Genomic DNA, 24578 nt, shown 5'->3' with positions numbered 1-24578 from the left:
AAACGTCACAATACACCGCGCTGTTTTTACTTACTATCAATCGTTTCTAAACAAGTTTTCATCAGGTATTCTACTGATGACTTGTTATGGAAGTGTTAAGGTAAAAAGATGGGGCTGGTAATCAAAGCCGCGCTCGGTGCGCTGGTAGTGCTGTTGATTGGTGTTTTAGCAAAAACGAAAAATTATTATATCGCCGGGCTGATTCCACTTTTCCCGACCTTTGCGCTTATCGCGCATTATATTGTTGCCAGCGAACGCGGCATTGAAGCCTTACGCGCAACCATCATTTTTAGTATGTGGTCGATTATTCCCTATTTTGTTTACCTGGTGTCGCTGTGGTATTTCACCGGAATGATGCGCTTGCCCGCCGCTTTTGTTGGTTCTGTTGCGTGTTGGGGGATAAGCGCATGGGTGTTGATTATATGCTGGATAAAGCTGCATTAACGCAGATGACGACCGCCATCAAGTGGGAAACTGCGTCCGGTGACAAAGCAGCTGGTAAGTAAGTAATCGACCAGGTCGATCACTTCTTTCTCGCCAGGCGCGGTTTTCATCAGTGATTTATTCAGCGCCTGTTGTCGATATTCGGCATCATCATGTTCATTAAACAGGATCAGCGATGGCGCAATAGAATTCACTTTCACTTCCGGTGCCAGCTTGCGGGCAAACGAGCGGGTCATATTATCCAGTGCCGCTTTGCTTGCAGCATACGCAACATGTTTGTCGCTACCGCGCTCCACCACATAATCGGTAAAGTGAATGATATCGCTGGCGGCGTGTCCGTGCCCACGCAGTAATCTTTCCAGCGCATGGTTGAGCAGGTATGGGGTATTAACGTGGATCTGCATCATGCAAGCCAGTACGTCGGCCAGTGGTGTACCTGGTTTTTCCGCCATCCACGCACTGGCGTTATGCAAAATAGCACGCAGACCATGGGTGCTTTTTAGTACTTCATCGGCAAACGCCATCACACCGTCGTTGGTCGAAAAATCAGCCTGAATACACTGCGCACCTGCCTTAATCAGTCCATCAATGGCTGGATAGTGCGTCCGATAGCTGACAATCACCGGTTGCTTTTGATTAATGAAATGCCAGGCGAGGGCGAGGCCGATGCGACGACCTCCGCCAGTAATTAATATTGGCAAGGGCTGGGCTTTACCCATCGTTATCTCCTTTGCTATCCAACGATGGGATGAACGTTATCCCACCAGCATCCAGGTCGCCGGAACTGAGGCAATTAACAGCATGCCAATCAGCACCATTTCCTGACGGTTCAGTACATTATCATGTGTATGCGTTTTGCGCGCATACAGGAAAACCAGCAGCCCCGGCGCATACAGAACAACGGATAACAGCAAGTGCATTGGACCAGAGGCATACAATAACCATAAGCCATAAATGCAGGCACCGACACCTACCGCTTTATGCAGTGGACGGGTTGCGATTTTCAGCAAGAACGCGCCGACCAGGAAATAGGGCACCAGAATCATTTCTGAGGCGATGGTCAGCAACGTGTTGTAATCGGAACCGGTCAGCCAGATGAGTACCAGACAAATTTGCACGCAGATGTTGGTCAACCACAGCGAGGCGGATGGCGCAGCTTGTGCGTTCTGGCGCGCAAAAATGCGTGGGAATGCTTTATGAGTGGCAGCCAGGAACGGAACTTCTGCCGCCATGATGGTCCAGCTTAAGTACGCGCCGCAAACGGAAACGATCAAACCGGCAGCGATGATGATTTCGCCCCATGGTCCCATCATTTCCACCATCAGACCGGCCATTGACGGGTTACGAATTTCAGCCAGTTCAGGACGTGCCACCACGCCCAGCGAAAGCAGCGTTACCAGCAAGTAAACGCCCAGAGCGGAGAGAACCGCCAGCAGTGTCGCTTTGCCAACATCACGTTTATTACGCGCACGCGCAGAAACAACCACGGCACCTTCCACACCAATGAAAACCCACAGGGTGATCAGCATGGTGTTTTTCACCTGTTCCCACACGGGTACGCCAAGTGCAAGTCCGGTGAAGTCGAGCTTGAAGGTATCCAGTTTGAACATCATCATCGCCAGCACAACAAACAGACCCAGCGGCAACAATTTTGCCAGTGTCGCCACCAGGTTAATGCTGGCAGCGGTTTGCACCCCGCGCAGGATCAAAAAGTGAACAATCCACAATAAAGCCGATGCACCGACTATCGATTGCCAGGTATTACCATCGCCGAACAGGCGCAATTCCGGCGTGTCCGTAAAAAAGCTTAACGCGGAAAAAACGATCACCAGATAGGAGACGTTGGCGATGACTGCGCACAGCCAGTATCCCCATGCGGAACAAAAGCCGATTAGCTCGCCAAACCCTTCGCGGGCATAGGTAAAGATACCGCCGTCAAGTTCGGGACGAATGCGCGTGAGGATCAGCATGGCAAAGGCCAGCAATAAAATGCCAGCGCCAGTAATACCCCAGCCGATGAGCAGTGCTGCCGGGCTGGCAACTGCCGCCATATTTTGCGGCAGACTGAAAACACCCGCGCCCAGCATTGAGCTTAATACCAGCGCGGTGAGTGCGCTCAGTCCCAGTTTCTTTTCCATCGATATCCAGTGATTAAAACGTGATAAGAAGAATAAATATTAGGGCAAAACGCATAAAAATGGAGTTTGCCACTGAAGCGCGGGATTTTACGAAGAGATGTGTCTGCATGCAATGGTCGCGGGGAAATTTGTGACTAAAAATGCGAAAGGCGGCATCAAGCCGCCTTATAGGAGTAACTGAATAGTTATTTATACAGATCTGCGCTGACGGTCAGGTTATTACCACGTTCCTGCCACTGGCGGGTGATGTGGTAATACTTAGCACCTTTCTTCGCGGCACGTTTCGCAACCTGATAGGAGACTTCGGTCATGTTGCCGTAGTTGCCAGAGAATTTGATGCTGTCGAACGGGACCATCATCGCTGCTGTCGCTTTGTTCAGTTCTTCGACTTTAGTGCCGTCAGGAAGCGTGACAGTGTAACGTCCGCCTTTTGATGACTGGGTTTCAAAGAAACGACCGACTTCAGAACTTGGTGATGCGGTAGTCGCAACACCTGGGATCTCAACTTTCTTCGCGGCTTCGCCACCGGCAGCCAGAGCTGCACGTCCTGCTTCGGAATCTGCCGGGATCACATCCGGGCTCTGGACGATACGTTTCTTAGCATCTTTTTTATAGATGAATGCAGTAATACGCTGGTTGCCGCCCTGGTTGGCATCGATTTGACGAACAATGTAGAAAGAGTAGGCACCTTTCGCTTTTGCTGCTTTGGTGATGGCATCATTGACTTCTGGCTGGCTACGATAGAAGCCCTGGACGGTGACCGTGTCAAACGGTTCAATCAGAACAGCCTGATCTTTCGGCAGTTCGACAACACCGTTAATTACGCGATTACTTGTTTCTTCTGCTTTTTCAGCATCGGCTTTATAGAGGTCAGCGACCACACGCCAGTTACCGCTGTTACCAAAATCAGAAGTGTCGACAACATAAAAAGAGGCGGCACCTTCTTTATCTGCGCGACGAGAAACGGCTTTCACCGCTTCGCCAATAGCATTAAAACGACCGGTAACCACTACACGGTCAAAAGGTTTAACCGCTGCCGCTTGCTCCGGTGTCAGTTCTGTTGCTGCGTTAACGGAGAATGCCGTAGCAGAAAGCAGTGCCGACGCCAGGAGGGTGTTCTTAAGCTTCATAAAAATAATCCTTCGCCTTGCGCAAACCAGGTACTGGTATTGTTATTAACGAGAAACGTGGCTGATTATTGCATTTAAACGGTGTAACTGTCTGCGTCATTTTTCATATCACATTCCTTAAGCCAATTTTAATCCTGCTCAAATGACCGTCTATGCTTAAAAAACAGCCGTATCAGCATCATTACTACTGAAGCAACTGAATTGTATAAGTTAATTTAATGTTAAGTAGTGATTCGTGCCGGGGCGATGTCTCGTTTTACCCGACCGTCGAAGACAATTATCAGTCTTTATCCGGCGTTCTAAGGTGTTTATCCCACTATCACGGCTGAATCGTTAATATTTTGCGAGTTCACGCCGAAATACTGATTTTTGGCGCTAGATCACAGGCATAATTTTCAGTACGTTATAGGGCGTTTGTTACTAATTTATTTTAACGGAGTAACATTTAGCTCGTACATGAGCGGCTTGTGTGGCTCCTGACACAGGCAAACCATCATCAATAAAACCGATGGAAGGGAATATCATGCGAATTGGCATACCAAGAGAACGGTTAACCAATGAAACCCGTGTTGCAGCAACGCCAAAAACAGTGGAACAGCTGCTGAAACTGGGTTTTACCGTCGCGGTAGAGAGCGGCGCGGGTCAACTGGCAAGTTTTGACGATAAAGCGTTTGTGCAAGCGGGCGCTGAAATTGTAGAAGGGAATAGCGTCTGGCAGTCAGAGATCATTCTGAAGGTCAATGCGCCGTTAGATGATGAAATTGCGTTACTGAATCCTGGGACAACGCTGGTGAGTTTTATCTGGCCTGCGCAGAATCCGGAATTAATGCAAAAACTTGCGGAACGTAACGTGACCGTGATGGCGATGGACTCTGTGCCGCGTATCTCACGCGCACAATCGCTGGACGCACTAAGCTCGATGGCGAACATCGCCGGTTATCGCGCCATTGTTGAAGCGGCACATGAATTTGGGCGCTTCTTTACCGGGCAAATTACTGCGGCCGGGAAAGTGCCACCGGCAAAAGTGATGGTGATTGGTGCGGGTGTTGCAGGTCTGGCCGCCATTGGCGCAGCAAACAGTCTCGGCGCGATTGTGCGTGCATTCGACACCCGCCCGGAAGTGAAAGAACAAGTTCAAAGTATGGGCGCGGAATTCCTCGAGCTGGATTTTAAAGAGGAAGCGGGCAGCGGCGATGGCTATGCCAAAGTGATGTCGGACGCGTTCATCAAAGCGGAAATGGAACTCTTTGCCGCCCAGGCAAAAGAGGTCGATATCATTGTCACCACCGCGCTTATTCCAGGCAAACCAGCGCCGAAGCTAATTACCCGTGAAATGGTTGACTCCATGAAGGCGGGCAGTGTGATTGTCGACCTGGCAGCCCAAAACGGTGGCAACTGTGAATACACCGTGCCGGGTGAAATCTTCACTACGGAAAATGGTGTCAAAGTGATTGGTTATACCGATCTTCCGGGCCGTCTGCCTACGCAATCCTCACAGCTTTACGGTACTAACCTCGTTAATCTGCTGAAACTGTTGTGCAAAGAGAAAGACGGCAATATCACTGTTGATTTTGATGATGTGGTGATTCGCGGCGTGACCGTGATCCGTGCGGGCGAAATTACCTGGCCGGCACCGCCGATTCAGGTATCAGCTCAGCCGCAGGCGGCACAAAAAGCGGCACCGGAAGTGAAAACTGAGGAAAAATGTGCCTGCTCACCGTGGCGTAAATACGCATTGATGGCGCTGGCAATCATCCTTTTCGGTTGGCTGGCAAGCGTTGCGCCGAAAGAGTTTCTTGGGCACTTCACCGTTTTCGCGCTGGCCTGCGTTGTCGGTTATTACGTGGTGTGGAATGTATCGCATGCGCTGCATACACCGTTGATGTCGGTCACCAACGCGATTTCAGGGATTATTGTTGTCGGAGCACTGTTGCAGATTGGCCAGGGCGGCTGGGTTAGCTTCCTTAGTTTTATCGCGGTGCTTATAGCCAGCATTAATATTTTCGGTGGCTTCACCGTGACTCAGCGCATGCTGAAAATGTTCCGCAAAAATTAAGGGGTAACATATGTCTGGAGGATTAGTTACAGCTGCATACATTGTTGCCGCGATCCTGTTTATCTTCAGTCTGGCCGGTCTTTCGAAACATGAAACGTCTCGCCAGGGTAACAACTTCGGTATCGCCGGGATGGCGATTGCGTTAATCGCAACCATTTTTGGACCGGATACGGGTAATGTTGGCTGGATCTTGCTGGCGATGGTCATTGGTGGGGCAATTGGTATCCGTCTGGCGAAGAAAGTTGAAATGACCGAAATGCCAGAACTGGTGGCGATCCTGCATAGCTTCGTGGGTCTGGCGGCAGTGCTGGTTGGCTTTAACAGTTATCTGCATCATGACGCGGGAATGGCACCGATTCTGGTCAATATTCACCTGACGGAAGTGTTCCTCGGTATCTTCATCGGGGCGGTAACGTTCACGGGTTCGGTGGTGGCGTTCGGCAAACTGTGTGGCAAGATTTCGTCTAAACCGTTGATGCTGCCAAACCGTCACAAAATGAACCTGGCGGCTCTGGTCGTTTCCTTCCTGCTGCTGATTGTATTTGTTCGCACGGATAGCGTCGGCCTGCAAGTGCTGGCATTGCTGATAATGACCGCCATTGCGCTGGTATTCGGCTGGCATTTAGTCGCCTCCATCGGTGGTGCAGATATGCCAGTGGTGGTGTCGATGCTGAACTCGTACTCCGGCTGGGCGGCTGCGGCTGCGGGCTTTATGCTCAGCAACGACCTGCTGATTGTGACCGGTGCGCTGGTCGGTTCTTCGGGCGCTATCCTTTCTTACATTATGTGTAAGGCGATGAACCGTTCCTTTATCAGCGTTATTGCGGGTGGTTTCGGCACCGACGGCTCTTCTACTGGCGATGATCAGGAAGTGGGCGAGCACCGCGAAATCACCGCAGAAGAGACAGCGGAACTGCTGAAAAACTCCCATTCAGTGATCATTACTCCGGGGTACGGCATGGCAGTCGCGCAGGCGCAATATCCTGTCGCTGAAATTACCGAGAAACTGCGCGCTCGTGGTATCAACGTGCGTTTCGGTATCCACCCGGTTGCGGGGCGTTTGCCTGGACATATGAACGTATTGCTGGCTGAAGCAAAAGTACCGTATGACATCGTGCTGGAAATGGACGAGATCAACGATGACTTTGCTGATACCGATACCGTACTGGTGATTGGTGCTAACGATACGGTTAACCCGGCGGCGCAGGATGATCCGAAGAGTCCTATTGCTGGTATGCCTGTTCTGGAAGTGTGGAAAGCGCAGAACGTGATTGTCTTTAAACGTTCGATGAACACTGGCTATGCTGGTGTGCAAAACCCGCTGTTCTTCAAGGAAAACACCCACATGCTGTTTGGTGACGCCAAAGCCAGCGTGGATGCAATCCTGAAAGCTCTGTAACCCTGACGGCCTCTGCGGAGGCCGTCACTCTTTATTGAGATCGCTTAACAGAACGGCGATGCTTTGACCTCCCGCTGTTTGTTCAAGCGCAATTTTGACAATAATTGTTAACGGCACGGAAAGCAGCATACCCACCGGTCCTAACAACCATCCCCAAAAAATCAACGACAAAAATACCACCAATGTGGAAAGCCCCAGCCCACGTCCCATGATGCGCGGCTCCAGAATATTGCCGAAGACCAGATTAATCAGCAGATATCCCGCCAGCACCAGCAACGCTTCGTAGAAGCCATTAAACACCAGTACCTGAGCGATAGGGGGGATTGCCGCGAGAACTGAACCAATATTAGGGATGTAATTAAGCGCAAAGGCCAGCAATCCCCAGACAAAAGCGAAGCGAACATCGAGTGCGGCGAGCATCGCCCAGGCGACCAGGCCGGTGATGATGCTGATGGCTGTTTTTAGCACCAGATAATGAGAAACACTGTCAATTGCACGTTGAATCGCCGCCATCCCTTCAACCGGACGCGCCATCATTTGCTGAAATTTTCCGGGCAATTGTGGCACTTCGAGCAGCATAAACAGCACCGTCAGCAGCAATAAAAATATTGATGACATGGCATTAGATAACTGCGTCAATAAGTTGGTGAGCAACGTCATCGCCGCGTTCGGATCAATGTAATGCGCCAGCTGGTCAACTGAGACGTCAATCCCTACGCGTTGCAACAACGGCTCAAGAGCTTGCAGCGGCGTCATAATAGAGTTGCGATATTGCGGTAACGTCCGCGTCAACTCGTTGAGCGCGGAACCCAGATAAGCTAATAGCAACACCATCGCCATCACGATGATGGTCATCAAAATCGACACCGCCAGTACACGCGGCACTCGCCAGCGGACCATGTGTTGCACCAGCGGGTTAAGAATAACAGCAATAAATAATGCGAGAATAAACGGCACGATGATCTCGGCGGCAAAACGGATACCGCAGAGAATAATGACCAGCATTCCCAACATAATGACGATTTTTAGGCCATTGAGCGTGATGATCGGCTTTGCCATGCTTGTCCCCGTTTTTTCTTCCTTTGCTAATAATAATGTCTTTTTCGCTCCGTCATCATAACGAAAATCAAACCGCTCAGGTAAAGAAGTGAAAATATTTTGAGTTAATTCTTAAGCTATGATACAAATCAGGCGTGTTCAACTACCGAGGACAATTATCATCCGCGATGACGAGAAGCAACACTGCGGATAATTGTAATATTATGGACAATTTGTTCAGGACGTTATTTTCAACATTTACCCATCTTCGTACCTCATCCACTATCTTGCTCGTAGGTGAGCAGCACTGGCGCAACGCGCTTTAGTCCTTTCTTCTGCCTAAGCTTGCCCTATGCGCGGGGCTTGACCACTTTACTTTGGTTTCGCTGAATTAAGCGAAAATTAAAATAATTCTCTTGCAGGAGAAGGACAATGTATATTTATTGGATTTTATTAGGCCTGGCTATTGCTACAGAAATTACCGGTACGCTGTCAATGAAATGGGCGAGCGTCAGTGAGGGAAATGGCGGCTTTATTTTAATGCTGGTGATGATTTCTCTGTCGTATATATTTCTCTCTTTCGCCGTTAAAAAGATCGCCTTAGGCGTAGCTTATGCGCTGTGGGAAGGTATCGGTATTTTATTTATTACCTTGTTTAGCGTTTTGTTATTCGACGAAAGTTTATCGCTGATGAAAATTGCCGGGTTAACCACCCTGGTCGCCGGGATTGTGTTGATCAAATCAGGTACCCGTAAAGCGCGTAAACCTGAACTGGAGGTGAACCATGGCGCAGTTTGAATGGGTTCACGCCGCCTGGCTGGCATTGGCAATCGTGCTGGAAATCGTTGCTAACGTCTTTTTGAAATTTTCTGACGGCTTTCGTCGCAAAATATTTGGCTTGCTCTCCCTGGCGGCGGTGCTGGCTGCCTTTAGTGCGCTTTCTCAGGCCGTAAAAGGGATCGACTTGTCTGTCGCTTATGCATTGTGGGGCGGGTTTGGTATTGCCGCCACGTTAGCCGCAGGTTGGATCTTGTTTGGTCAACGGTTAAATCGTAAAGGCTGGATTGGCCTGGTCTTGCTGTTGGCTGGAATGATCATGGTGAAACTTGCCTGATGAACACGCTGCCCGCACTGTCGGGCAGCGTTTGAACATTATTTTTGCGACAGTTGATCCAGCTTGTCGCGAAAACCGGTAACAGAAATGGCCCGGTTATCGGCGCGCCAGCGATCTTTCGCGGCAGGAGCCGAACTTTGCACCCCAATTAATTGCCAGCCGTCATCGGTATGCAACATCAGAGGCGAACCGCTGTCACCCGGCAAGGTATCGCACTGATGTGACATCACCGACGTTTGCGCCCAGCCAGTCACTTCACAGTTTTGATGACTGTATAACGTATCGAGATGATCTTCAGGATATCCCGCCTGAGTCACTTTACGACCAGCCGATTTTAATGCGGCAGTAAGCGCGGCTTTATCTCCCTCAAATAACGGCAACGGTGTAATGCCAGAAGGGGGATTACGCAGCACAATCAAGCCGAAGTCCCATGGTGCAGCTGCGGGAGGAACAATCCAACCATCCCCATCTGCTTTTAACCGCTTTCCCAGTGTCGGATCAACGCGGCCTTCTATGTCGTGGATGTCATAGCGCCAAAGACCTTTATTTGACACAAAACGCAGCGCTACCGCCTTATCCGCTTTACCCTTAGGCGGCGTCAATAAACAGTGTCCTGCCGTTAATGCCAGATTGGGTGCAATCAGCGTCGCCGTACATAAATTGCCGCTGGCCGTTTCCAGTTGCCCAACCGCATCCCACGGTGATTGGGTCGTGTCATTCACTGGCACACGATCATCATGACCAAAAAACAGGGTGCTGACCTCATCGTTTGCCGATTTGGCAACGTCTGGTTTATCTGCAAACACAAAAGCAGACGTCAAACTAATTGCACCCAACACTACAGCAATGGTTGTACGCATATCACACTCTGGTGGGTAATTATGATTATTAAAAGCAAACCCTCATAAATACTATAGACGGGACGGGATGAAAGTGGGAGTAAAATCAGATAACTACAGTCAGGAAAGATAAAAACGGGCGGCAATCAGTGCGCATAAAATAAGGATGATAAGAATGAACTCAAAGCGATAACGGCCCACCATACTACCCTCCGCTAAAGGCGGTGCTAAACGTTACCCGCTTAGCACCGTAATTTTCAGGCGCGAGGGGGCGCGCCAGCATTACTGTTGAAAACTTACGCTGCGGGTTGTGCAGCAGGTTTTGCCGGTTGCTGATGGCTGTGTTTCCCGGCGTGTTTCTTCGCTGCCTGCGCTTTTTGTTCAGGGGCTTTCTGTTCAGCTTTCGTATTTTTATGATGCTTTTTAGCCGCCTGCGCTTTCTGGGCAGGTGCTGCTTTATGCTGTTTTTTATGATGTGTCGTTTTCGCCGGTGCTGCTTTGGTGGTCGTCGCAGTCGGAGCAGGTGTGGTCGCAGTCTCTGCAGCAAAGGCGGCAGAAGACAGACCCATAGCAGCGGCAACAACCAGAGCTAATACTTTTTTCATTGTCATACCCTCAATTTGTTTTTTCATTTAACCCCACTGCGGGGCCGTTGAAATAACTATATCCCTGGGAATGGCAGACTTCCGTGAGTGGTTGGTTTCAGCGTGTAACGATATGTACAAACGCTGAATAAATTACAGCGTTGATAATAACGTATTGTGACTTAAGGGAAATTTAGCTACCAATAATAGTAGTCTTGATCGGGTTAACTATTTTACTACTTACAAAGCGGTAGAATAACTGCGCATCAGTAATAAATGACACACAGCAAAATGAATCCGTTTATTTGGGTACTTATAATCCTGATGACGCTAGACGCGCTGCGGGAATTGGCTGGCGCTTCGTCTATTTTAGGATGGCTATTAACGTTGGTTTGAGCAAGCAATAAGTCCGGACGTGTAGTTACCGCAGTCCGGGCTTATTTTTCAGGCGTGCAGACGACGATGCAAACGCGTCCCGACCAGCAGAGCAATGACCAGCATCAGAGCAATAAATGCGCCGACGCCGTTCCAGCCATAGTTATGCCAGAAAACACCACCCAGCGTCCCGGCAATACTCGACCCCAGATAGTAACTGAACAGATACAGCGAGGAGGCCTGGCCTTTAGCGCGTTTTGCGCGGGGGCCAATCCAGCTGCTGGCAACTGAGTGGGCTGCGAAGAATCCTGCTGAGAAGAGTAACATTCCGGCAAAGATCAGCCACAGCGAGCTGAATAAGGTCATCAGTAAACCAAACAGCATAACCCCCGTCGAAAACAACATCACCGGACCGCGCCCGTAGCGGGTGGTCATGGTTCCGGCTTTGGGTGAGCTCCATGTACCGGTCAAATAAGCCAGCGATAATAAGCCAACCACGGCCTGACTGACATGCCAGGGGGAAAGCATCAACCGATAGCCGATGTAATTAAACAGCGTGACGAACGACCCCATCAGCAAAAAGCCTTCTGCGAACAATAACGGTAATCCCCGGTCACGCCAGTGCAGACGAAAGTTGATAAATAACGTCTTAGGGCGCAGCGAAGTCGGGCGAAAATGGCGTGATTCCGGAAGGATTTTCCAGAACATCAACGCCGAGGCCAGCGCGAAACAACCGATTGCCGCCAGAGCAATTCGCCAGTTGAAAAAGTCCGTGAAGACACCACTAATTAAGCGTCCGCTCATGCCGCCAATTGAGTTGCCGCTGATATACAACCCCATCGAAAAGGCCACGAAACTGGGGTGGATTTCCTCGCTAAGATAAGTCATGCCAACAGCTGCCACGCCACTTAACGAAAGCCCAATCAAGGCGCGCATAATCAAAATGCCGTGCCAGCTGGTCATCATTGTCGAAAGTAACGTACAAATGGAGGCCAACAGTAGCGCCGTGACCATCACTGGTTTGCGACCAATGGCATCGGATAGGGGGCCAGTAAACAGCAAACCAATAGCCAACATCGCCGTGGAAATGGACAGTGAAATACTACTGTTCGCGGGCGTTAAGCCAAACTCCTGCGAAAGCACCGGAAGGATAGGCTGCACACAATAGAGAAGTGCAAATGTTGCCAGTCCGGCAGAGAACAGCGCCAGGGTGACGCGCATAAATTGCGGCGTACCGCGTTTAATAAATTGATTTGGCTGAGAAATGCTTTGCTTGTCAGTGTCGCTTGCCGGAGCGCCATCAACAGTTGTAGTACGGCTCACTTGAAATCCTTGCTAAATATGCCTGTGGATCAGGCTTATACATAGGTTAGGAAAATCGAATTGTTCTGTCTAATATATTAATAATCTCAAATAAGATGTTTTAAATATGAATATTGAACTTCGTCATCTGCGTTACTTTGTTGCTGTTGCGGAAGAGCTGCATTTCGGGCGCGCCGCTGCCCGCCTGAATATTTCGCAACCACCGCTAAGTCAGCAGATTCAGGCACTGGAGCAACAAATTGGTGCCCGACTGCTGGCACGAACTAATCGCAGTGTATTGCTGACGGCAGCAGGAAAACAGTTTCTTGCAGATAGTCGGCAAATCCTGTCTATGGTAGATGACGCTGCCGCTCGCGCTGAAAGACTGCATCAGGGGGAAGCGGGGGAGTTGCGCATTGGTTTTACTTCGTCCGCTCCTTTTATTCGGGCGGTGTCCGATACGTTATCGCTGTTTCGCCGTGATTATCCCGATGTCCATTTACAAACCCGCGAAATGAACACTCGTGAGCAAATCGCTCCGCTCATTGAAGGAACGCTGGATATGGGATTGCTGCGTAACACAGCGTTACCGGAGACGCTTGAACACGCAGTCATCGTCCATGAACCGCTTATGGCGATGATCCCGCACGATCATCCCTTGGCAAATAACCCGAATGTAACGCTGGCTGAACTGGCGAAAGAACCCTTCATCTTTTTTGATCCGCACGTCGGGACAGGGCTGTATGACGATATTCTCGGGCTGATGCGACGTTACCATTTGACGCCCGTCATCACTCAGGAGGTGGGCGAGGCAATGACCATCATCGGTCTGGTTTCCGCCGGTCTGGGTGTTTCAATTTTGCCTGCTTCATTTAAACGTGTTCAGCTCAACGAAATGCGCTGGGTGCCGATTGCTGAAGAGGATGCGGTTTCTGAAATGTGGTTGGTCTGGCCGAAACATCATGAACAAAGTCCGGCTGCGCGTAACTTTCGTATTCATCTGCTGAATGCTCTCAGGTGAGGGAAATTTCAGCGAAAAAGCCCGAAAAATGTGCTGTTAATCACATGCCTAAGTAAAAATTTGACGACACGTATTGAAGTGCTTCACCATAGCCTACAGATTATTTCGGAGCGCGAAAATATAGGGAGTATGCGGTGGTTGCTGAAAACCAGCCTGGGCACATTGATCAAATAAAGCAGACCAACGCGGGCGCGGTTTATCGCCTGATTGATCAGCTTGGTCCAGTCTCGCGTATCGATCTTTCCCGTCTGGCGCAGCTGGCTCCTGCCAGTATCACTAAAATTGTCCGTGAGATGCTCGAAGCACACCTGGTGCAAGAGCTGGAAATCAAAGAAGCGGGGAACCGTGGCCGTCCGGCGGTGGGGCTGGTGGTTGAAACTGAAGCCTGGCACTATCTTTCTCTGCGCATTAGTCGCGGGGAGATTTTCCTTGCTCTGCGCGATCTGAGCAGCAAACTGGTGGTGGAAGAGTCGCAGGAACTGGCGTTAAAAGATGACTCGCCATTGCTGGATCGTATCATTTCCCATATCGATCAGTTTTTTATCCGCCACCAGAAAAAACTTGAGCGTCTAACTTCGATTGCCATAACCCTGCCGGGAATTATTGATACGGAAAATGGTATTGTACATCGCATGCCGTTCTACGAGGATGTAAAAGAGATGCCGCTCGGCGAGGCGCTGGAGCAGCATACCGGCGTACCGGTTTATATTCAGCATGATATTAGCGCATGGACGATGGCAGAGGCCTTGTTTGGTGCCTCACGCGGGGCGCGCGATGTGATTCAGGTGGTTATCGATCACAACGTGGGGGCGGGCGTCATTACCGATGGTCATCTGCTACACGCAGGCAGCAGTAGTCTCGTGGAAATAGGCCACACACAGGTCGACCCGTATGGGAAACGCTGTTATTGCGGGAATCACGGCTGCCTCGAAACCATCGCCAGTGTGGACAGTATTCTTGAGCTGGCACAGCTGCGTCTTAATCAATCCATGAGCTCGATGTTACATGGACAACCGTTAACCGTGGACTCATTGTGTCAGGCGGCATTGCGCGGCGATCTGCTGGCAAAAGACATCATTACCGGGGTGGGCGCGCATGTAGGGCGCATTCTTGCCATCATGGTGAATTTATTTAACCCACAAAAAATACTGATTGGCTCACCGTTAAGTAAAGCGGCAGATATCCTCTTCCCGGTCATCTCAGACAGCATCCGTCAGCAGGCCCTTCCTGCGTATAGTCAGCACATCAGCGTTGAGAGTACTCAGTTTTCTAACCAGGGTACGATGGCAGGGGCTGCGCTGGTAAAAGACGCGATGTATAACGGTTCTTTGTTGATTCGTCTGTTGCAGGGTTAACATTTTTTAACTGTTCTACCAAAATTTGCGCTATCTCAATTTGGGCCAGGAAAGCATAACTTAGACTTTCAAGGTTAATTATTTTCCTGGTTTATATTTGTGAAGCATAACGGTGGAGTTAGTGATGCTGAAGCGTTTCTTTATTACCGGTACAGACACTTCTGTAGGGAAAACGGTGGTTTCCCGCGCATTGCTACAAGCGTTAGCCTCCCAGGGAAAAACGGTTGCGGGATATAAACCCGTAGCGAAGGGGAGCAAAGAGACACCCGAAGGGCTGCGTAATAAAGATGCCCTGGTGTTGCAGAGTGTTTCAACCATCGAACTGCCTTATGAAGCAGTTAATCCTATCGCGTTAAGCGAAGAAGAAAGTAGCGTGGCGCACAGTTGCCCAATCAATTACACCCTCATTTCAAACGGCCTGGCAAACCTGACCGAAAAAGTCGATCATGTCGTGGTAGAAGGGACTGGCGGCTGGCGCAGTCTGATGAATGATTTGCGTCCACTCTCTGAATGGGTAGTGCAGGAACAACTGCCGGTGTTGATGGTTGTCGGTATTCAGGAAGGTTGCATTAACCATGCACTGCTAACAGCTCAGGCGATCGCCAACGACGGGCTGCCGCTCATTGGCTGGGTGGCTAACCGAATCAACCCAGGACTGGCGCATTATGCGGAAATCATTGATGTGCTGGGTAAAAAACTTCCGGCACCGCTCATTGGTGAACTGCCTTATCTGCCGCGCGCCGAACAGCGTGAACTGGGGCAATACATCCGCTTAGCTATGCTGCGCAGTGTGCTGGCGGTAGATAGAGTCACGGTGTAACGTCCGCGAAATTACCGACGCAATTACGCAGGCAATCAATAAACCGGGGAGTAGCTGATACTCCCCGGTCATTTCACATATCATCAACGTCGACATAATCGGCGCGTGCGTGGTCGCCGCCAACAGTGTCGCCATCCCGGTCAATCCGAGTAAAAGTGTAATTTCTTCGCCATCAGGGAACCATAATCCCAGGCTACGACCATACAACATGCCAATGGCAAGACCGATAAATAGCGTCGGTGTAAAGACCCCACCGGGTGCGCCGGAACCGCTACTCGCCAGCACGGCACACAGTTTACAAAGGAAGATCCCGGCAATGATCATTAACAGTGGTGGGGCGGTTAAAAAGGATTGTACGGTGCTATAGCCGTTGCCCCACACTGCAGGTGTGAACAGGGAAAGCAGACCCACGATCAACCCGCCTAGTGCCAGTTGCCAGGGCGGCGCAAGTTTGAGACTCACAAATCCACGATGACAGGCGTTCATTAACGTTAACAACAGTGGTCCGCACAGACCTGCCAGCACACCTGTACTGATAATCAGCGCATAGTCACGAGCCTGAACCGTCACTGAGAGTTGTACGTTGTAGAGTAACGCGTCGCTATGATTAATCAGATTGCTAACCAGCAATGCCACGACGGCGGAAATAATCACCGGGCCGAGAGAGGCCAACATCATAGTGCCAAACAGCACTTCGGCTATAAATAAACTGCCAGCAAGCGGGGCACGATAGGCCGCAGCCATTCCCGCCGCGGCCCCACAGGCGATCCATAATTTCCACTCCTGGCGTGGCGTAAAACGTTGGGCAAAACAGGAGGCGGCAAGGGCAGCTAAAAGAATCATCGCACCTTCGCGACCAATTGCACTGCCGCTGGTTACTACCAGCAGAGAGGCAAGCGATTTAACCAGGCTTGCTGCGTAATCGAACTGTCCATCGGTTTGCAACGCTTCCATGTAATCGGTCGGCGCATGAGGGCGTTGTTGGGTAAATTTCTGCCAGCCCATCAGCAACAAACCCGCCGCCAGTCCGCCGAGCGCCGGAGTTAGCAACCGTCGCCAGGGGGAAAGGTTTGTCGCTGCATTGACCAGACTGCCGGAGTCATTATTGAGGAACAACCACTCCAGTAGCAGCATCGCATGACGAAACCCGGCAACGGCAAAGGCCGCGAGAATACCGACGACTGTTGCGATAAGCAGACGGCGGAACATAGTGCGCAGATCCGGATAGATGTGTAGATGATGCATGAGCAGAAATGGGCAATGAAACACGGGCGACTATTTTGCGGCAAAAGAGGCCAGCCGCAAAAGCAGTGCGTGCTTTAAGAGATAAAAAAAACGTGACACTGTAACCTATTATTGCCGGATTGCGCGTAATCGTCACCATCCGGCAATATTACGGTGATCCTATCGAAACAGCGGTTTAACCGCGACAGGAATTAACAGTTGTGATTGCCATTGCGCCAGCGTTAAGCGAGCCAGTTCACCCAGTGCACGGTAGAAAGGGTGTTCTGCTTTTTCGATAAAAACATCAAGAAAACGTGTTGACCACGGAAAAAGGTGCCATGCCAGCAATTCTTCGCATTCTGTCTGGCGACCATTTTCCGCCAACCACGCAGCCATCAACAGCAGTGAACCAAAATGATCTTCCGGTTCGTTTTGCTTCATTTCAAACTGAATGCCTTTCTCGCGCATCCACTGACGAAGTGCCAATGTTGAATCGCCAAACAGCACAGATTCGCGATCCAGCCAGACCGACCCCCACGGCGGAGACGGCAGTGCCCACGGGCCGACAAACAAACGCTGCCAGGCCTGGGCGTGAGTCTCTTCACACTGTGTCTGAAAAGCCGTCACCAGCGGCGCTAATGACGCTTCTGGTAGAGGCCACTGAGTTTCCCAGCCGTCACTGGTGAGTACCGCAACCAGAGGTGCGGCTTCCGCACTCTCTGGAGCGTAATAAAACAGCGCGCCCAACACGCGCGCCGCGACAGAAAAATTATCTTGCTGTGAAAAATGGGTCATTCCTAACATCCTGAAATGTGCGGGTTGCCCCGCACCAATTTGTTAACCTGCAATAGCCATTCCTACTGTCATGTGCAGGCCATAAAAGAGCACACGCCCGATCATCTCACCGCCAAGTATGAGGATTAGCCCCAGAATAAGTCCGGCAACGTGAGGTTCACGGCGACGAATGAGCGGGCAAAGCCAGCATCCAAGACCTGCGCATAACAATACCACACGCCAGACCTGTAAGGAGGCGTAATCTGGTACCAGTGCGCTGGCTTGTTGCACGGATGAGTGAATAGACGCCAGAGACAAACCTTGCAGCACAATCACCCCGGCACAAGCGATCAGCGCCAGAACGCTAATGATGGCAAATGGTGTGGTATTAAATGTAACGCGGGCTGCCCGCAGAATTGCGGCAGCAAGTATTGGACCGCTCAACAATACCGTCAGGAAGAAAGCCAGCGTAGTGTAACCGTTATGCCAGGTTGGCACAGTGTCGATTTGATACACGCAGGTCATCATCCAGACGAAAATGACGCCGAGCGCCATGCTGACAAGTAACCAGAGTTTCCCCAACGCTTGCGGCATTTTACCGATGACCGCCACCAGCCACCATAGTCCGCCAACGGCAAAAAATATGGAACCGGCAGCAATCTCGTTACTCAGACCAGAAGCTCCGATTCGATTCAGCGAGTTAAACGCCCGCAGTGGCGATCCCAGGTGCATGACAGAGGCAATAAACCCGATGCCCATCAACAGCCAGAGGAAAAACATGCCACGGACAATACGCTGACGGTCTGCGTCATTTTTGGCGGCGAACCAGCCAATTCCGCTAACAATCAGCGCGCCTACTACGCATTGACCCAATACGGTAAAGATAACCAGTGGCCACTCATGCCATCCATTTCCCATTTTACACTTCCTCCGGATTAGCCAGATAACCAGTGGTATCGCCGGTCGGGCGGCTGTTGGCGTTAGGTTTGATAACGATATTGGGTTTTGTGAAATGCGCGCGCGGCAGTGGCGCGACGGCAGCCAGAGTGCCGTGCTTCTGGCGCAGCTCTTCAATTGGACCGAACTCAAGTGCACGCAGCGGGCAGGATTCGACACATATGGGTTGTTTCCCCTCGGCGACGCGCGAATAACAACCATCGCACTTCGTCATGTGCCCTTTTTCAGCATTGTACTGTGGCGCGCCGTACGGACAAGCCATGTGGCAGTAGCGGCAGCCGATACAAACATCTTCATCAACCACCACAAAGCCATCTTCACGCTTATGCATTGCGCCGCTGGGGCAGACTTTTGTACATGCGGGGTCATCGCAATGGTTACAGGAGATGGAGAGATAATAAGCGAACACGTTCTGGTGCCAGACGCCATTATCTTCCTGCCAGTCGCCGCCAGCGTATTCATAAATACGGCGGAAACTGACTTCCGGGCCAAGATCTTTAAAATCTTTGCACGCCAGTTCGCAGGTTTTACAGCCAGTACAGCGGCTGGAATCGATAAAAAATCCATATTGTGTGGTCATGGGCTACTCCTTAAACCTTTTCGATCTGGACAAGATTGCTGTGCGACGGGTTTCCCTTTGCCAGCGGTGAAGGGCGGTGAGAGGTCAGAATATTGATACTGCCGCCGTGATCGACCCGGTCACCAAACATATCCGCTTTAAGCCACGCACCTTGCCCGATGGCGGTAACGCCAGGCAGAATACGCGGAGTCACTTTTGCGGCAATCAGCATTTCTCCATTATTGTTAAATACCCGCACGGTATCGCCATGACGGATACCGCGTGCCTGAGCATCAATGGGGTTGATCCACACCTCTTGTGGGCAGGCCTGCTGTAACACATCAATATTGCCGTAGCTGGAGTGGGTACGCGCTTTGTAGTGGAAGCCCGTTAACTGCAGTGGATAGGTTTTCCGCAGGGGATCGTCCCAGCCATCAAAACCTGGGGTATACGCAGGAAGGGGATGAATAATTTCATCTTTTTTCAATTCCCAGGTATCTGCAATCTTCGCCAGTCGTTCCGAATAAATTTCGATTTTCCCCGAAGGTGTTTTCAACGGGTTTGCCTGTGGATCTTCACGGAATGCGCGGAAAGCGACGTAGTGTTCTTCCGGGCATTTTTTCTTAAAGATCCCGGTCGTTTTCATCTCCTCGTAGTCGGGCATCTCAGGGTTACGTTCCTTCGTTTTCGCATGGAGATATTTGATCCATTCATGCTGACTGCGACCTTCAGTAAAGGTTTGATAAACGTCTGGTCCTAAGCGTTTGGCGACTTCACTCAGCATCCAGTAGATGGGTTTGCGTTCAAATTTTGCTGAGGTTGCGGGTTGGGCGAGGATCACATAGCCCATATTCCCTGCAGATTCATGAGAGATAAGGTCTTCTTGCTCTGTTGGCATCAGGTCGGGCAACAGGATATCGCAATACTTAGCCGAGGCCGTCATGAAGTGGTCAATGCCAACAATCATCTCGCACTTGCTGTCATCCTGAAGCACCTCATGGGTGTGATTGATGTCGCCATGTTGATTGATCAATGTGTTACTGGCGTAGCACCATAAAAACTTGATGGGGACATCCAGTTTTTCTTTTCCACGAACACCATCACGGGTCGCGGTCATTTCCGTACCATGGTCGATGGCATCTGTCCATGTAAAGACGGAAATCTGCGTTTTAACAGGATTCTCAAGCATCGGGAACCATTCTACCCCCAGATCCCAGCTACCTTCGCGTACACCTGAGTTGCCGCCGTTTATGCCGACGTTACCGGTGAGAACGGAAAGCATGGCAATAGCGCGGGACGTTTGCTCGCCGTTGGAATGTCGTTGTGGCCCCCAACCCTGACAAATATAAGCAGGTTTTGCTGAACCGATCTCTCGTGCCAACTGGATAATTTTTTCTGCCGGGATGCTGGTGATTTTTGCTGCCCATTCCGGCGTTTTAGCTATGCCGTCAGGCCCTTCGCCCAGAATATAGGCTTTATAATGCGCGTTACGTGGTGCGTTGGCGGGCAGCGTTTTTTCATCGTAACCAACACAATATTTGTCGAGAAATGGCTGATCGACCATGTTTTCAGTAATCAGTACCCAGGCAATCGCACAGGCCAGTGCGCCATCGGTGCCAGGGCGAATGGGCAGCCATTCATCTTCACGCCCGGCAGCAGTGTCGTTATAACGTGGATCGATGACGATCATGCGTGCGTTTGAACGTTCGCGGGCTTGCTCGACGTAGTAAGTGACACCACCGCCGCTCATCCGCGTTTCTGCCGGGTTATTTCCGAACATAACGACCAGTTTCGTATTGGCGATATCATCCGGGCTGTTGCCATCATTGGCACCGAACATATAACTCATTGCGGCACTGATCTGTGCGGTACTGTAGCTGCCATAGCGACTGAGAAAACCACCGCAAGAGTTCATCAGACGGTACGGGACGTTTGAGTTGGTGATGTTTCCGCCATCTACGCCTGTTCCGTACAGGACATGTACAGCCTCATTGCCGTAATCTTTCAGGATCCGCCGAAGATTATCACTGATGGTATCCAGGGCTTCGTCCCAACTTATCCGTTCAAATTTACCTTCACCGCGCTTGCCGACGCGCTTCATGGGATATTTCAACCTATCAGGATGATTCATCCGTCGGCGGATAGAGCGCCCGCGTAAACACGCTCGAACCTGATGGTTACCGTAGACGTCGTCACCTGTCGTATCAGACTCCACCCAGTACACGGTGTCATCTTTCACATGCAAACGTAACAGACAGCGGCTCCCGCAGTTAACGGTGCAGGAACTCCAGACCGCTTTCTCTTCTACCGGAGCCTCTGCCGCCCGGACCATTTGGGAAAATGGCAGAGTGAAAGCACTGCTTGCCAGCGCAAGACTGCCAAGTGCGGAGGTTTTCATCAGACTTCTACGGCTGATTTCAGCCTTCATGAGCGCCTCTGTGGTATGGATTTTCATCATTACTCACTTATTGCTTTTCAAACAAAATGTCATGCCAGAATTTATGGTTGTCGTGGGTTATATTTTTTCGATCTCGACCAGATTAGTGTGCTGCGGGTTTCCCTTCGCCAGTGGTGAAGGGCGCAGAGTGGTTAGCGTATTCACACAGCCGCCATGGTCGATTTTATCGCCAGACATATTGGCCTCGTGCCAGGCTCCCTGGCCCATAGCGCTAACTCCAGGGAGAATACGTGGTGTTACTTTGGCTGGTAGCCGAACTTCGCCACGATGGTTAAACACCCGCACCATATCGCCGTTGGCAATCCCACGTTTCTGCGCATCTATAGGGTTGATCCACACCTCCTGACGGCAGGCAGCCTTCAGGAGATCAATATTGCCGTAGGTCGAGTGAGTACGGGATTTGTAATGGAAACCAAACAGTTGCAGTGGGAAGGTTCTACGTTCAGGGGAGTTCCAGCCTTCAAAGGTTGAGGCATAAACTGGCAATGGGCTTATCACTTCATCTTTTTCCAGTTCCCAGGTACGGGCAATTTCCGCCAGCCTGCTGGAATAAATTTCAATCTTACCGGAAGGCGTTTTAAGTGGATTTGCCTCGGGGTCGTCACGAAATGCTTTGTAGGCGACAAAATGGCCATTGGGATCTTTACGCTTATAGATACCCATTTTTTTCAGTTCGTCGTAAGACGGTAACGCCGGATCTTTGGCAAGCATTTTGGCGTACAGATGTTGTAACCATTGTTCCTGCGTGCGACCTTCTGTGAACTTTTGATAGACGTCAGGTCCAAGACGTTTCGCGACTTCACTCAGGATCCAGTAAATCGGTTTGCGTTCGAATTTTTCGCTGGTGACAGGCTGGAGGAAAATGAGATATCCCATGTTACCGGCGTAGTCGTTAGGAATAATATCTTCCTGCTCAACGGTCATCAGGTCTGGCAGCAGAATGTCGGCATATTTTGCCGATGAGGTCATAAAGTTTTCGATGATCACAATCATTTCGCATTTCGATTCGTCCTGCAGAATTTCATGCGTTTTGTTGATGTCAGAATGCTGATTAACGAGGGTATTTCCCGCGTAGTTCCAGATGAACTTAATGGGCACATCCAGTTTATCTTTGCCGCGGACGCCGTCGCGGATTGCCGTCATTTGCGGACCATGATCGATAGCATCTGTCCAGCTGAAGCAGGAGATTGACGTTTTGACCGGATTATCCAGCACCGGCAGGCGTTCTATGGTAATGGTATAGGTCGATTCACGCGCGCCACTATTTCCGCCGCTGATGCCGACATTGCCCGTCAAAATAGGTAACATAGCAATAGCGCGTGCAGTCAGTTCGCCGTTTGCCTGGCGTTGCGGCCCCCAGCCCTGGCAGATATAAGCGGGTTTTGCTGTGCCAATTTCACGCGCCAGTTTGATGATACGGTCTACCGGGATACCGGTAATTTGCGAAGCCCACTGCGGCGTTTTCGCTGTGTTATCATCACCTTCACCAAGAATATAGGCTTTATAGTGACCATTTTTGGGTGCATCTGCGGGTAAGGTTTTTTCGTCATAGCCGACGCAGTATTTATCGAGAAAAGGTTGATCAACGAGATTTTCGTTAATCAATACCCAGGCAATACCCGCAACCAGCGCGGCATCGGTGCCCGGGCGAATAGGGAGCCATTCATCTTCACGACCAGCAGCCGTATCGGTATATCGCGGATCGATAACAATCATTTTGGCGTTCGATTTCTCGCGCGCTTTTTCAAGAAGATAAGTGATGCCACCGCCGCTCATGCGGGTTTCTGCCGGGTTGTTACCAAACATCACGACCAGCTTGCTGTTTTCAATATCCGTGGTGCTGTTGCCATCATTACTGCCGTAGGTGTAGGGCATGGCACAGGAAATTTGCGCGGTGCTGTAGGAGCCATACTGATTGAGTGAACCGCCGTAGCAGTTCATCAGGCGTTTGACCGCCGAGGCTGATGGCGAAGAGCGGGTCATATTGCCGCCAACAATCCCCGAAGAGTACTGAATATATACAGCCTCATTGCCATATTGTTCGACGGTTTTTTTCAGGCTACTGGCGATAGTATCCAGGGCTTCATCCCAGCTAATCCGTTCGAATTTGCCTTCACCGCGTGTACCCACGCGTTTCATTGGGTAATTCAAGCGATCGGGATGATTAATACGCCGGCGGATGGATCGACCACGCAAACAGGCGCGTACTTGATGATTGCCATACTCGTCGCTGCCGGTGTTGTCAGTTTCCACCCAGGTGACTTCATTATCTTTAACATGTAGACGAAGTGCACAGCGGCTACCACAGTTGACGGAACAGGCACCCCAGATCACTTTTTCGCTGGCCTGTTGTACCGCTGCCGCTGCACTGCGCAGGGTGAACGGTAAAGAAAAACCGCCTGCAGCCAGCGCCAGAGAACCTATCGCGGTTGATTTAACGAGTGTTCTGCGGCTGATGCCCACCATTCGGTCATTTTTGGACATAACTCACTCCCTGTTCTTTATCGTTATATAAATGTTTATATATTGAATATTTAGCGCGCTAACAATAGAGGGAGTCTACCCATTTTGGGTTAAGAATTATTAATCCATATCAATAGAAGGGTATGAGTAATAAGGTGGGATTATGTTGTATGTTCAAATCGCCGGATGTGTCGTATCCGGCGTTCAGTCGATAATGTATTACTGCGGTTCGGCAGGCGCGCCATCCTGGGTAGACTGCGCGGGAGCAGAGACGTTACCGCTGGTGGTGCGGGTGTAGAGAATTTTATGCGTATCATTAGCACAATGCCCGACGACCTGGGAATCAGGCTGATCAACCTGGTCATTGGGTACAATACTTAACGTGAAGCTGCTTTCGGGTACGCCATTATTGATAATGCGCTGTGATATATCGCTCTGTATGCGCTCACAGGATCCCGGCGCGGCGAGTACCGCGGGTGAGGCGAGGGCGAGCAGAAGCGCGGCACAGCAGGTTGAGAGTTTCATCAT

24 protein-coding genes are annotated in these 24578 nt (G+C 50.6%); 9 read left to right on the top strand and 15 right to left on the bottom strand.

The features are described 5' to 3' along the window. Positions 1 to 108 precede the first annotated feature (108 nt). Complete coding sequence (locus tag ACJHW7_RS08355; RefSeq protein WP_000524868.1) at positions 109 to 444, top strand: GlpM family protein; 336 nt, start codon at positions 109 to 111, stop codon at positions 442 to 444. On the opposite strand, the gene folM is transcribed toward ACJHW7_RS08355, so the two are convergent. The 3 genes from folM to ydgH all read right to left on the bottom strand — a co-directional run bounded on the left by folM (position 441) and on the right by ydgH (position 3712). After that, entirely contained in the window at positions 441 to 1163 is a 723-nt protein-coding gene (gene folM / locus ACJHW7_RS08350) for a dihydromonapterin reductase (protein ID WP_000513673.1), read from the bottom strand. The two genes, ACJHW7_RS08355 and folM, sit on opposite strands and share 4 nt — an antisense overlap. Before the next feature lie 36 nt (positions 1164 to 1199). Then, the gene (locus ACJHW7_RS08345) at positions 1200 to 2582 is read right to left on the bottom strand and encodes an amino acid permease (RefSeq protein ID WP_000412379.1); all 1383 of its coding nucleotides are present in this window, start codon (positions 2580 to 2582) and stop codon (positions 1200 to 1202) included. 185 nt (positions 2583 to 2767) lie between these two features. After that, positions 2768 to 3712: a DUF1471 family protein YdgH gene (ydgH, locus tag ACJHW7_RS08340; RefSeq protein ID WP_000769322.1), complete on the bottom strand. Its 945-nt coding sequence runs from the start codon at positions 3710 to 3712 to the stop codon at positions 2768 to 2770. A 523-nt stretch (positions 3713 to 4235) separates the two neighbouring features. Here ydgH and pntA point away from each other — a divergent pair. Next, positions 4236 to 5768 (top strand): Re/Si-specific NAD(P)(+) transhydrogenase subunit alpha, encoded by a 1533-nt coding sequence (gene pntA / locus ACJHW7_RS08335; protein ID WP_001295398.1) that lies wholly within the window; start codon positions 4236 to 4238, stop codon positions 5766 to 5768. A gap of 10 nt (positions 5769 to 5778) precedes the next feature. Further along, positions 5779 to 7167, top strand: a complete 1389-nt coding sequence (gene pntB, locus ACJHW7_RS08330; protein WP_000014036.1) for a Re/Si-specific NAD(P)(+) transhydrogenase subunit beta — start codon at positions 5779 to 5781, stop codon at positions 7165 to 7167. Between the two features lie 24 nt (positions 7168 to 7191). On the opposite strand, the gene tqsA is transcribed toward pntB, so the two are convergent. After that, on the bottom strand, positions 7192 to 8226 hold the full coding sequence (gene tqsA / locus ACJHW7_RS08325; protein ID WP_001118241.1) for an AI-2 transporter TqsA: 1035 nt from the start codon (positions 8224 to 8226) through the stop codon (positions 7192 to 7194). Between the two features lie 411 nt (positions 8227 to 8637). On the opposite strand from tqsA, the gene mdtJ reads away from it, so the two are divergent. Both mdtJ and mdtI read left to right on the top strand, forming a co-directional pair. Beyond that, positions 8638 to 9003, top strand: coding sequence for a multidrug/spermidine efflux SMR transporter subunit MdtJ (mdtJ, locus tag ACJHW7_RS08320; RefSeq protein ID WP_000276149.1), 366 nt, complete (start codon positions 8638 to 8640; stop codon positions 9001 to 9003). Continuing rightward, positions 8990 to 9319, top strand: a complete 330-nt coding sequence (mdtI, locus tag ACJHW7_RS08315; RefSeq protein ID WP_000046661.1) for a multidrug/spermidine efflux SMR transporter subunit MdtI — start codon at positions 8990 to 8992, stop codon at positions 9317 to 9319. The genes mdtJ and mdtI overlap by 14 nt, the downstream gene beginning before the upstream one ends. 38 nt (positions 9320 to 9357) lie before the next feature. Here mdtI and ACJHW7_RS08310 read toward each other — a convergent pair whose 3' ends face one another. The 3 genes from ACJHW7_RS08310 to asr all read right to left on the bottom strand — a co-directional run bounded on the left by ACJHW7_RS08310 (position 9358) and on the right by asr (position 10763). Continuing rightward, a complete protein-coding gene (locus ACJHW7_RS08310) occupies positions 9358 to 10179 on the bottom strand; it encodes a trypsin-like serine peptidase (protein ID WP_001260840.1) in 822 nt (273 codons plus the stop codon). Positions 10180 to 10278: 99 nt separating this feature from the next. After that, a complete protein-coding gene (locus ACJHW7_RS08305) occupies positions 10279 to 10362 on the bottom strand; it encodes a hypothetical protein (RefSeq protein WP_000233090.1) in 84 nt (27 codons plus the stop codon). 92 nt (positions 10363 to 10454) lie between these two features. Continuing rightward, a complete protein-coding gene (asr, locus tag ACJHW7_RS08300) occupies positions 10455 to 10763 on the bottom strand; it encodes an acid resistance repetitive basic protein Asr (RefSeq protein WP_001342195.1) in 309 nt (102 codons plus the stop codon). 255 nt (positions 10764 to 11018) lie between these two features. On the opposite strand from asr, the gene ACJHW7_RS08295 reads away from it, so the two are divergent. Beyond that, a complete protein-coding gene (locus tag ACJHW7_RS08295; RefSeq protein ID WP_001299090.1) occupies positions 11019 to 11138 on the top strand; it encodes a KPN_01571 family protein in 120 nt (39 codons plus the stop codon). A 48-nt stretch (positions 11139 to 11186) separates the two neighbouring features. On the opposite strand, the gene ACJHW7_RS08290 is transcribed toward ACJHW7_RS08295, so the two are convergent. Continuing rightward, entirely contained in the window at positions 11187 to 12440 is a 1254-nt protein-coding gene (locus ACJHW7_RS08290; RefSeq protein ID WP_000091840.1) for an MFS transporter, read from the bottom strand. 106 nt (positions 12441 to 12546) lie between these two features. On the opposite strand from ACJHW7_RS08290, the gene ACJHW7_RS08285 reads away from it, so the two are divergent. The 3 genes from ACJHW7_RS08285 (at position 12547) to bioD (ending at position 15615) form a co-directional block, all read left to right on the top strand. Continuing rightward, complete coding sequence (locus ACJHW7_RS08285; RefSeq protein WP_001019527.1) at positions 12547 to 13440, top strand: LysR family transcriptional regulator; 894 nt, start codon at positions 12547 to 12549, stop codon at positions 13438 to 13440. Positions 13441 to 13574: 134 nt separating this feature from the next. Further along, positions 13575 to 14795 carry a sugar metabolism global transcriptional regulator Mlc gene (gene mlc / locus ACJHW7_RS08280; RefSeq protein ID WP_000225276.1) on the top strand — a complete coding sequence of 407 codons (1221 nt, stop codon included), beginning with the start codon at positions 13575 to 13577 and terminating at the stop codon, positions 14793 to 14795. A 124-nt stretch (positions 14796 to 14919) separates the two neighbouring features. Continuing rightward, complete coding sequence (bioD, locus tag ACJHW7_RS08275) at positions 14920 to 15615, top strand: dethiobiotin synthase (protein ID WP_000919231.1); 696 nt, start codon at positions 14920 to 14922, stop codon at positions 15613 to 15615. Here the strand turns inward: bioD and clcB are convergent. The 7 genes from clcB to ACJHW7_RS08240 all read right to left on the bottom strand — a co-directional run bounded on the left by clcB (position 15568) and on the right by ACJHW7_RS08240 (position 24575). Beyond that, a complete protein-coding gene (clcB, locus tag ACJHW7_RS08270) occupies positions 15568 to 16860 on the bottom strand; it encodes a voltage-gated ClC-type chloride channel ClcB (protein WP_001315626.1) in 1293 nt (430 codons plus the stop codon). The two genes, bioD and clcB, sit on opposite strands and share 48 nt — an antisense overlap. A 159-nt stretch (positions 16861 to 17019) precedes the next feature. Beyond that, positions 17020 to 17634, bottom strand: coding sequence for a Tat proofreading chaperone DmsD (dmsD, locus tag ACJHW7_RS08265; RefSeq protein WP_000148710.1), 615 nt, complete (start codon positions 17632 to 17634; stop codon positions 17020 to 17022). A gap of 42 nt (positions 17635 to 17676) precedes the next feature. Next, positions 17677 to 18531 carry a selenate reductase membrane anchor subunit YnfH gene (gene ynfH, locus ACJHW7_RS08260; RefSeq protein ID WP_000526492.1) on the bottom strand — a complete coding sequence of 285 codons (855 nt, stop codon included), beginning with the start codon at positions 18529 to 18531 and terminating at the stop codon, positions 17677 to 17679. A 1-nt stretch (position 18532) separates the two neighbouring features. Next, entirely contained in the window at positions 18533 to 19150 is a 618-nt protein-coding gene (gene ynfG / locus ACJHW7_RS08255) for a DMSO reductase like molybdoenzyme iron-sulfur subunit YnfG (RefSeq protein WP_000213028.1), read from the bottom strand. A gap of 10 nt (positions 19151 to 19160) precedes the next feature. Continuing rightward, positions 19161 to 21584 (bottom strand): selenate/tellurate reductase subunit YnfF, encoded by a 2424-nt coding sequence (ynfF, locus tag ACJHW7_RS08250; RefSeq protein ID WP_001340362.1) that lies wholly within the window; start codon positions 21582 to 21584, stop codon positions 19161 to 19163. 60 nt (positions 21585 to 21644) lie between these two features. Then, positions 21645 to 24071: a selenate/tellurate reductase subunit YnfE gene (gene ynfE, locus ACJHW7_RS08245; protein ID WP_000041534.1), complete on the bottom strand. Its 2427-nt coding sequence runs from the start codon at positions 24069 to 24071 to the stop codon at positions 21645 to 21647. Positions 24072 to 24269: 198 nt separating this feature from the next. Further along, on the bottom strand, positions 24270 to 24575 hold the full coding sequence (locus ACJHW7_RS08240) for a DUF1161 domain-containing protein (protein WP_001295396.1): 306 nt from the start codon (positions 24573 to 24575) through the stop codon (positions 24270 to 24272). Between the last annotated feature and the right edge of the window lie 3 nt (positions 24576 to 24578).

This window comes from Escherichia sp. WS1152, assembly GCF_046487665.1.
GTDB lineage: Bacteria > Pseudomonadota > Gammaproteobacteria > Enterobacterales > Enterobacteriaceae > Escherichia > Escherichia coli.
This window is presented reverse-complemented; position numbering and strand designations above follow the sequence as displayed.

What these genes read in the sequence shown, in the direction of transcription:
- ynfF (WP_001340362.1), bottom strand. Translation starts at nt 21,584, where the DNA reads ATGAAAATCCATACCACAGAGGCGCTCATGAAGGCTGAAATCAGCCGT.
- folM (WP_000513673.1), bottom strand. Translation starts at nt 1,163, where the DNA reads ATGGGTAAAGCCCAGCCCTTGCCAATATTAATTACTGGCGGAGGTCGT.
- pntA (WP_001295398.1), top strand. Translation starts at nt 4,236, where the DNA reads ATGCGAATTGGCATACCAAGAGAACGGTTAACCAATGAAACCCGTGTT.
- ACJHW7_RS08355 (WP_000524868.1), top strand. Translation starts at nt 109, where the DNA reads ATGGGGCTGGTAATCAAAGCCGCGCTCGGTGCGCTGGTAGTGCTGTTG.
- mdtJ (WP_000276149.1), top strand. Translation starts at nt 8,638, where the DNA reads ATGTATATTTATTGGATTTTATTAGGCCTGGCTATTGCTACAGAAATT.
- clcB (WP_001315626.1), bottom strand. Translation starts at nt 16,860, where the DNA reads ATGCATCATCTACACATCTATCCGGATCTGCGCACTATGTTCCGCCGT.
- dmsD (WP_000148710.1), bottom strand. Translation starts at nt 17,634, where the DNA reads ATGACCCATTTTTCACAGCAAGATAATTTTTCTGTCGCGGCGCGCGTG.
- ynfG (WP_000213028.1), bottom strand. Translation starts at nt 19,150, where the DNA reads ATGACCACACAATATGGATTTTTTATCGATTCCAGCCGCTGTACTGGC.
- mdtI (WP_000046661.1), top strand. Translation starts at nt 8,990, where the DNA reads ATGGCGCAGTTTGAATGGGTTCACGCCGCCTGGCTGGCATTGGCAATC.
- ACJHW7_RS08285 (WP_001019527.1), top strand. Translation starts at nt 12,547, where the DNA reads ATGAATATTGAACTTCGTCATCTGCGTTACTTTGTTGCTGTTGCGGAA.
- asr (WP_001342195.1), bottom strand. Translation starts at nt 10,763, where the DNA reads ATGAAAAAAGTATTAGCTCTGGTTGTTGCCGCTGCTATGGGTCTGTCT.
- ACJHW7_RS08310 (WP_001260840.1), bottom strand. Translation starts at nt 10,179, where the DNA reads ATGCGTACAACCATTGCTGTAGTGTTGGGTGCAATTAGTTTGACGTCT.
- ACJHW7_RS08305 (WP_000233090.1), bottom strand. Translation starts at nt 10,362, where the DNA reads ATGGTGGGCCGTTATCGCTTTGAGTTCATTCTTATCATCCTTATTTTA.
- ACJHW7_RS08345 (WP_000412379.1), bottom strand. Translation starts at nt 2,582, where the DNA reads ATGGAAAAGAAACTGGGACTGAGCGCACTCACCGCGCTGGTATTAAGC.
- ydgH (WP_000769322.1), bottom strand. Translation starts at nt 3,712, where the DNA reads ATGAAGCTTAAGAACACCCTCCTGGCGTCGGCACTGCTTTCTGCTACG.
- ACJHW7_RS08295 (WP_001299090.1), top strand. Translation starts at nt 11,019, where the DNA reads ATGACACACAGCAAAATGAATCCGTTTATTTGGGTACTTATAATCCTG.
- tqsA (WP_001118241.1), bottom strand. Translation starts at nt 8,226, where the DNA reads ATGGCAAAGCCGATCATCACGCTCAATGGCCTAAAAATCGTCATTATG.
- ynfH (WP_000526492.1), bottom strand. Translation starts at nt 18,531, where the DNA reads ATGGGAAATGGATGGCATGAGTGGCCACTGGTTATCTTTACCGTATTG.
- ACJHW7_RS08240 (WP_001295396.1), bottom strand. Translation starts at nt 24,575, where the DNA reads ATGAAACTCTCAACCTGCTGTGCCGCGCTTCTGCTCGCCCTCGCCTCA.
- bioD (WP_000919231.1), top strand. Translation starts at nt 14,920, where the DNA reads ATGCTGAAGCGTTTCTTTATTACCGGTACAGACACTTCTGTAGGGAAA.
- ynfE (WP_000041534.1), bottom strand. Translation starts at nt 24,071, where the DNA reads ATGTCCAAAAATGACCGAATGGTGGGCATCAGCCGCAGAACACTCGTT.
- pntB (WP_000014036.1), top strand. Translation starts at nt 5,779, where the DNA reads ATGTCTGGAGGATTAGTTACAGCTGCATACATTGTTGCCGCGATCCTG.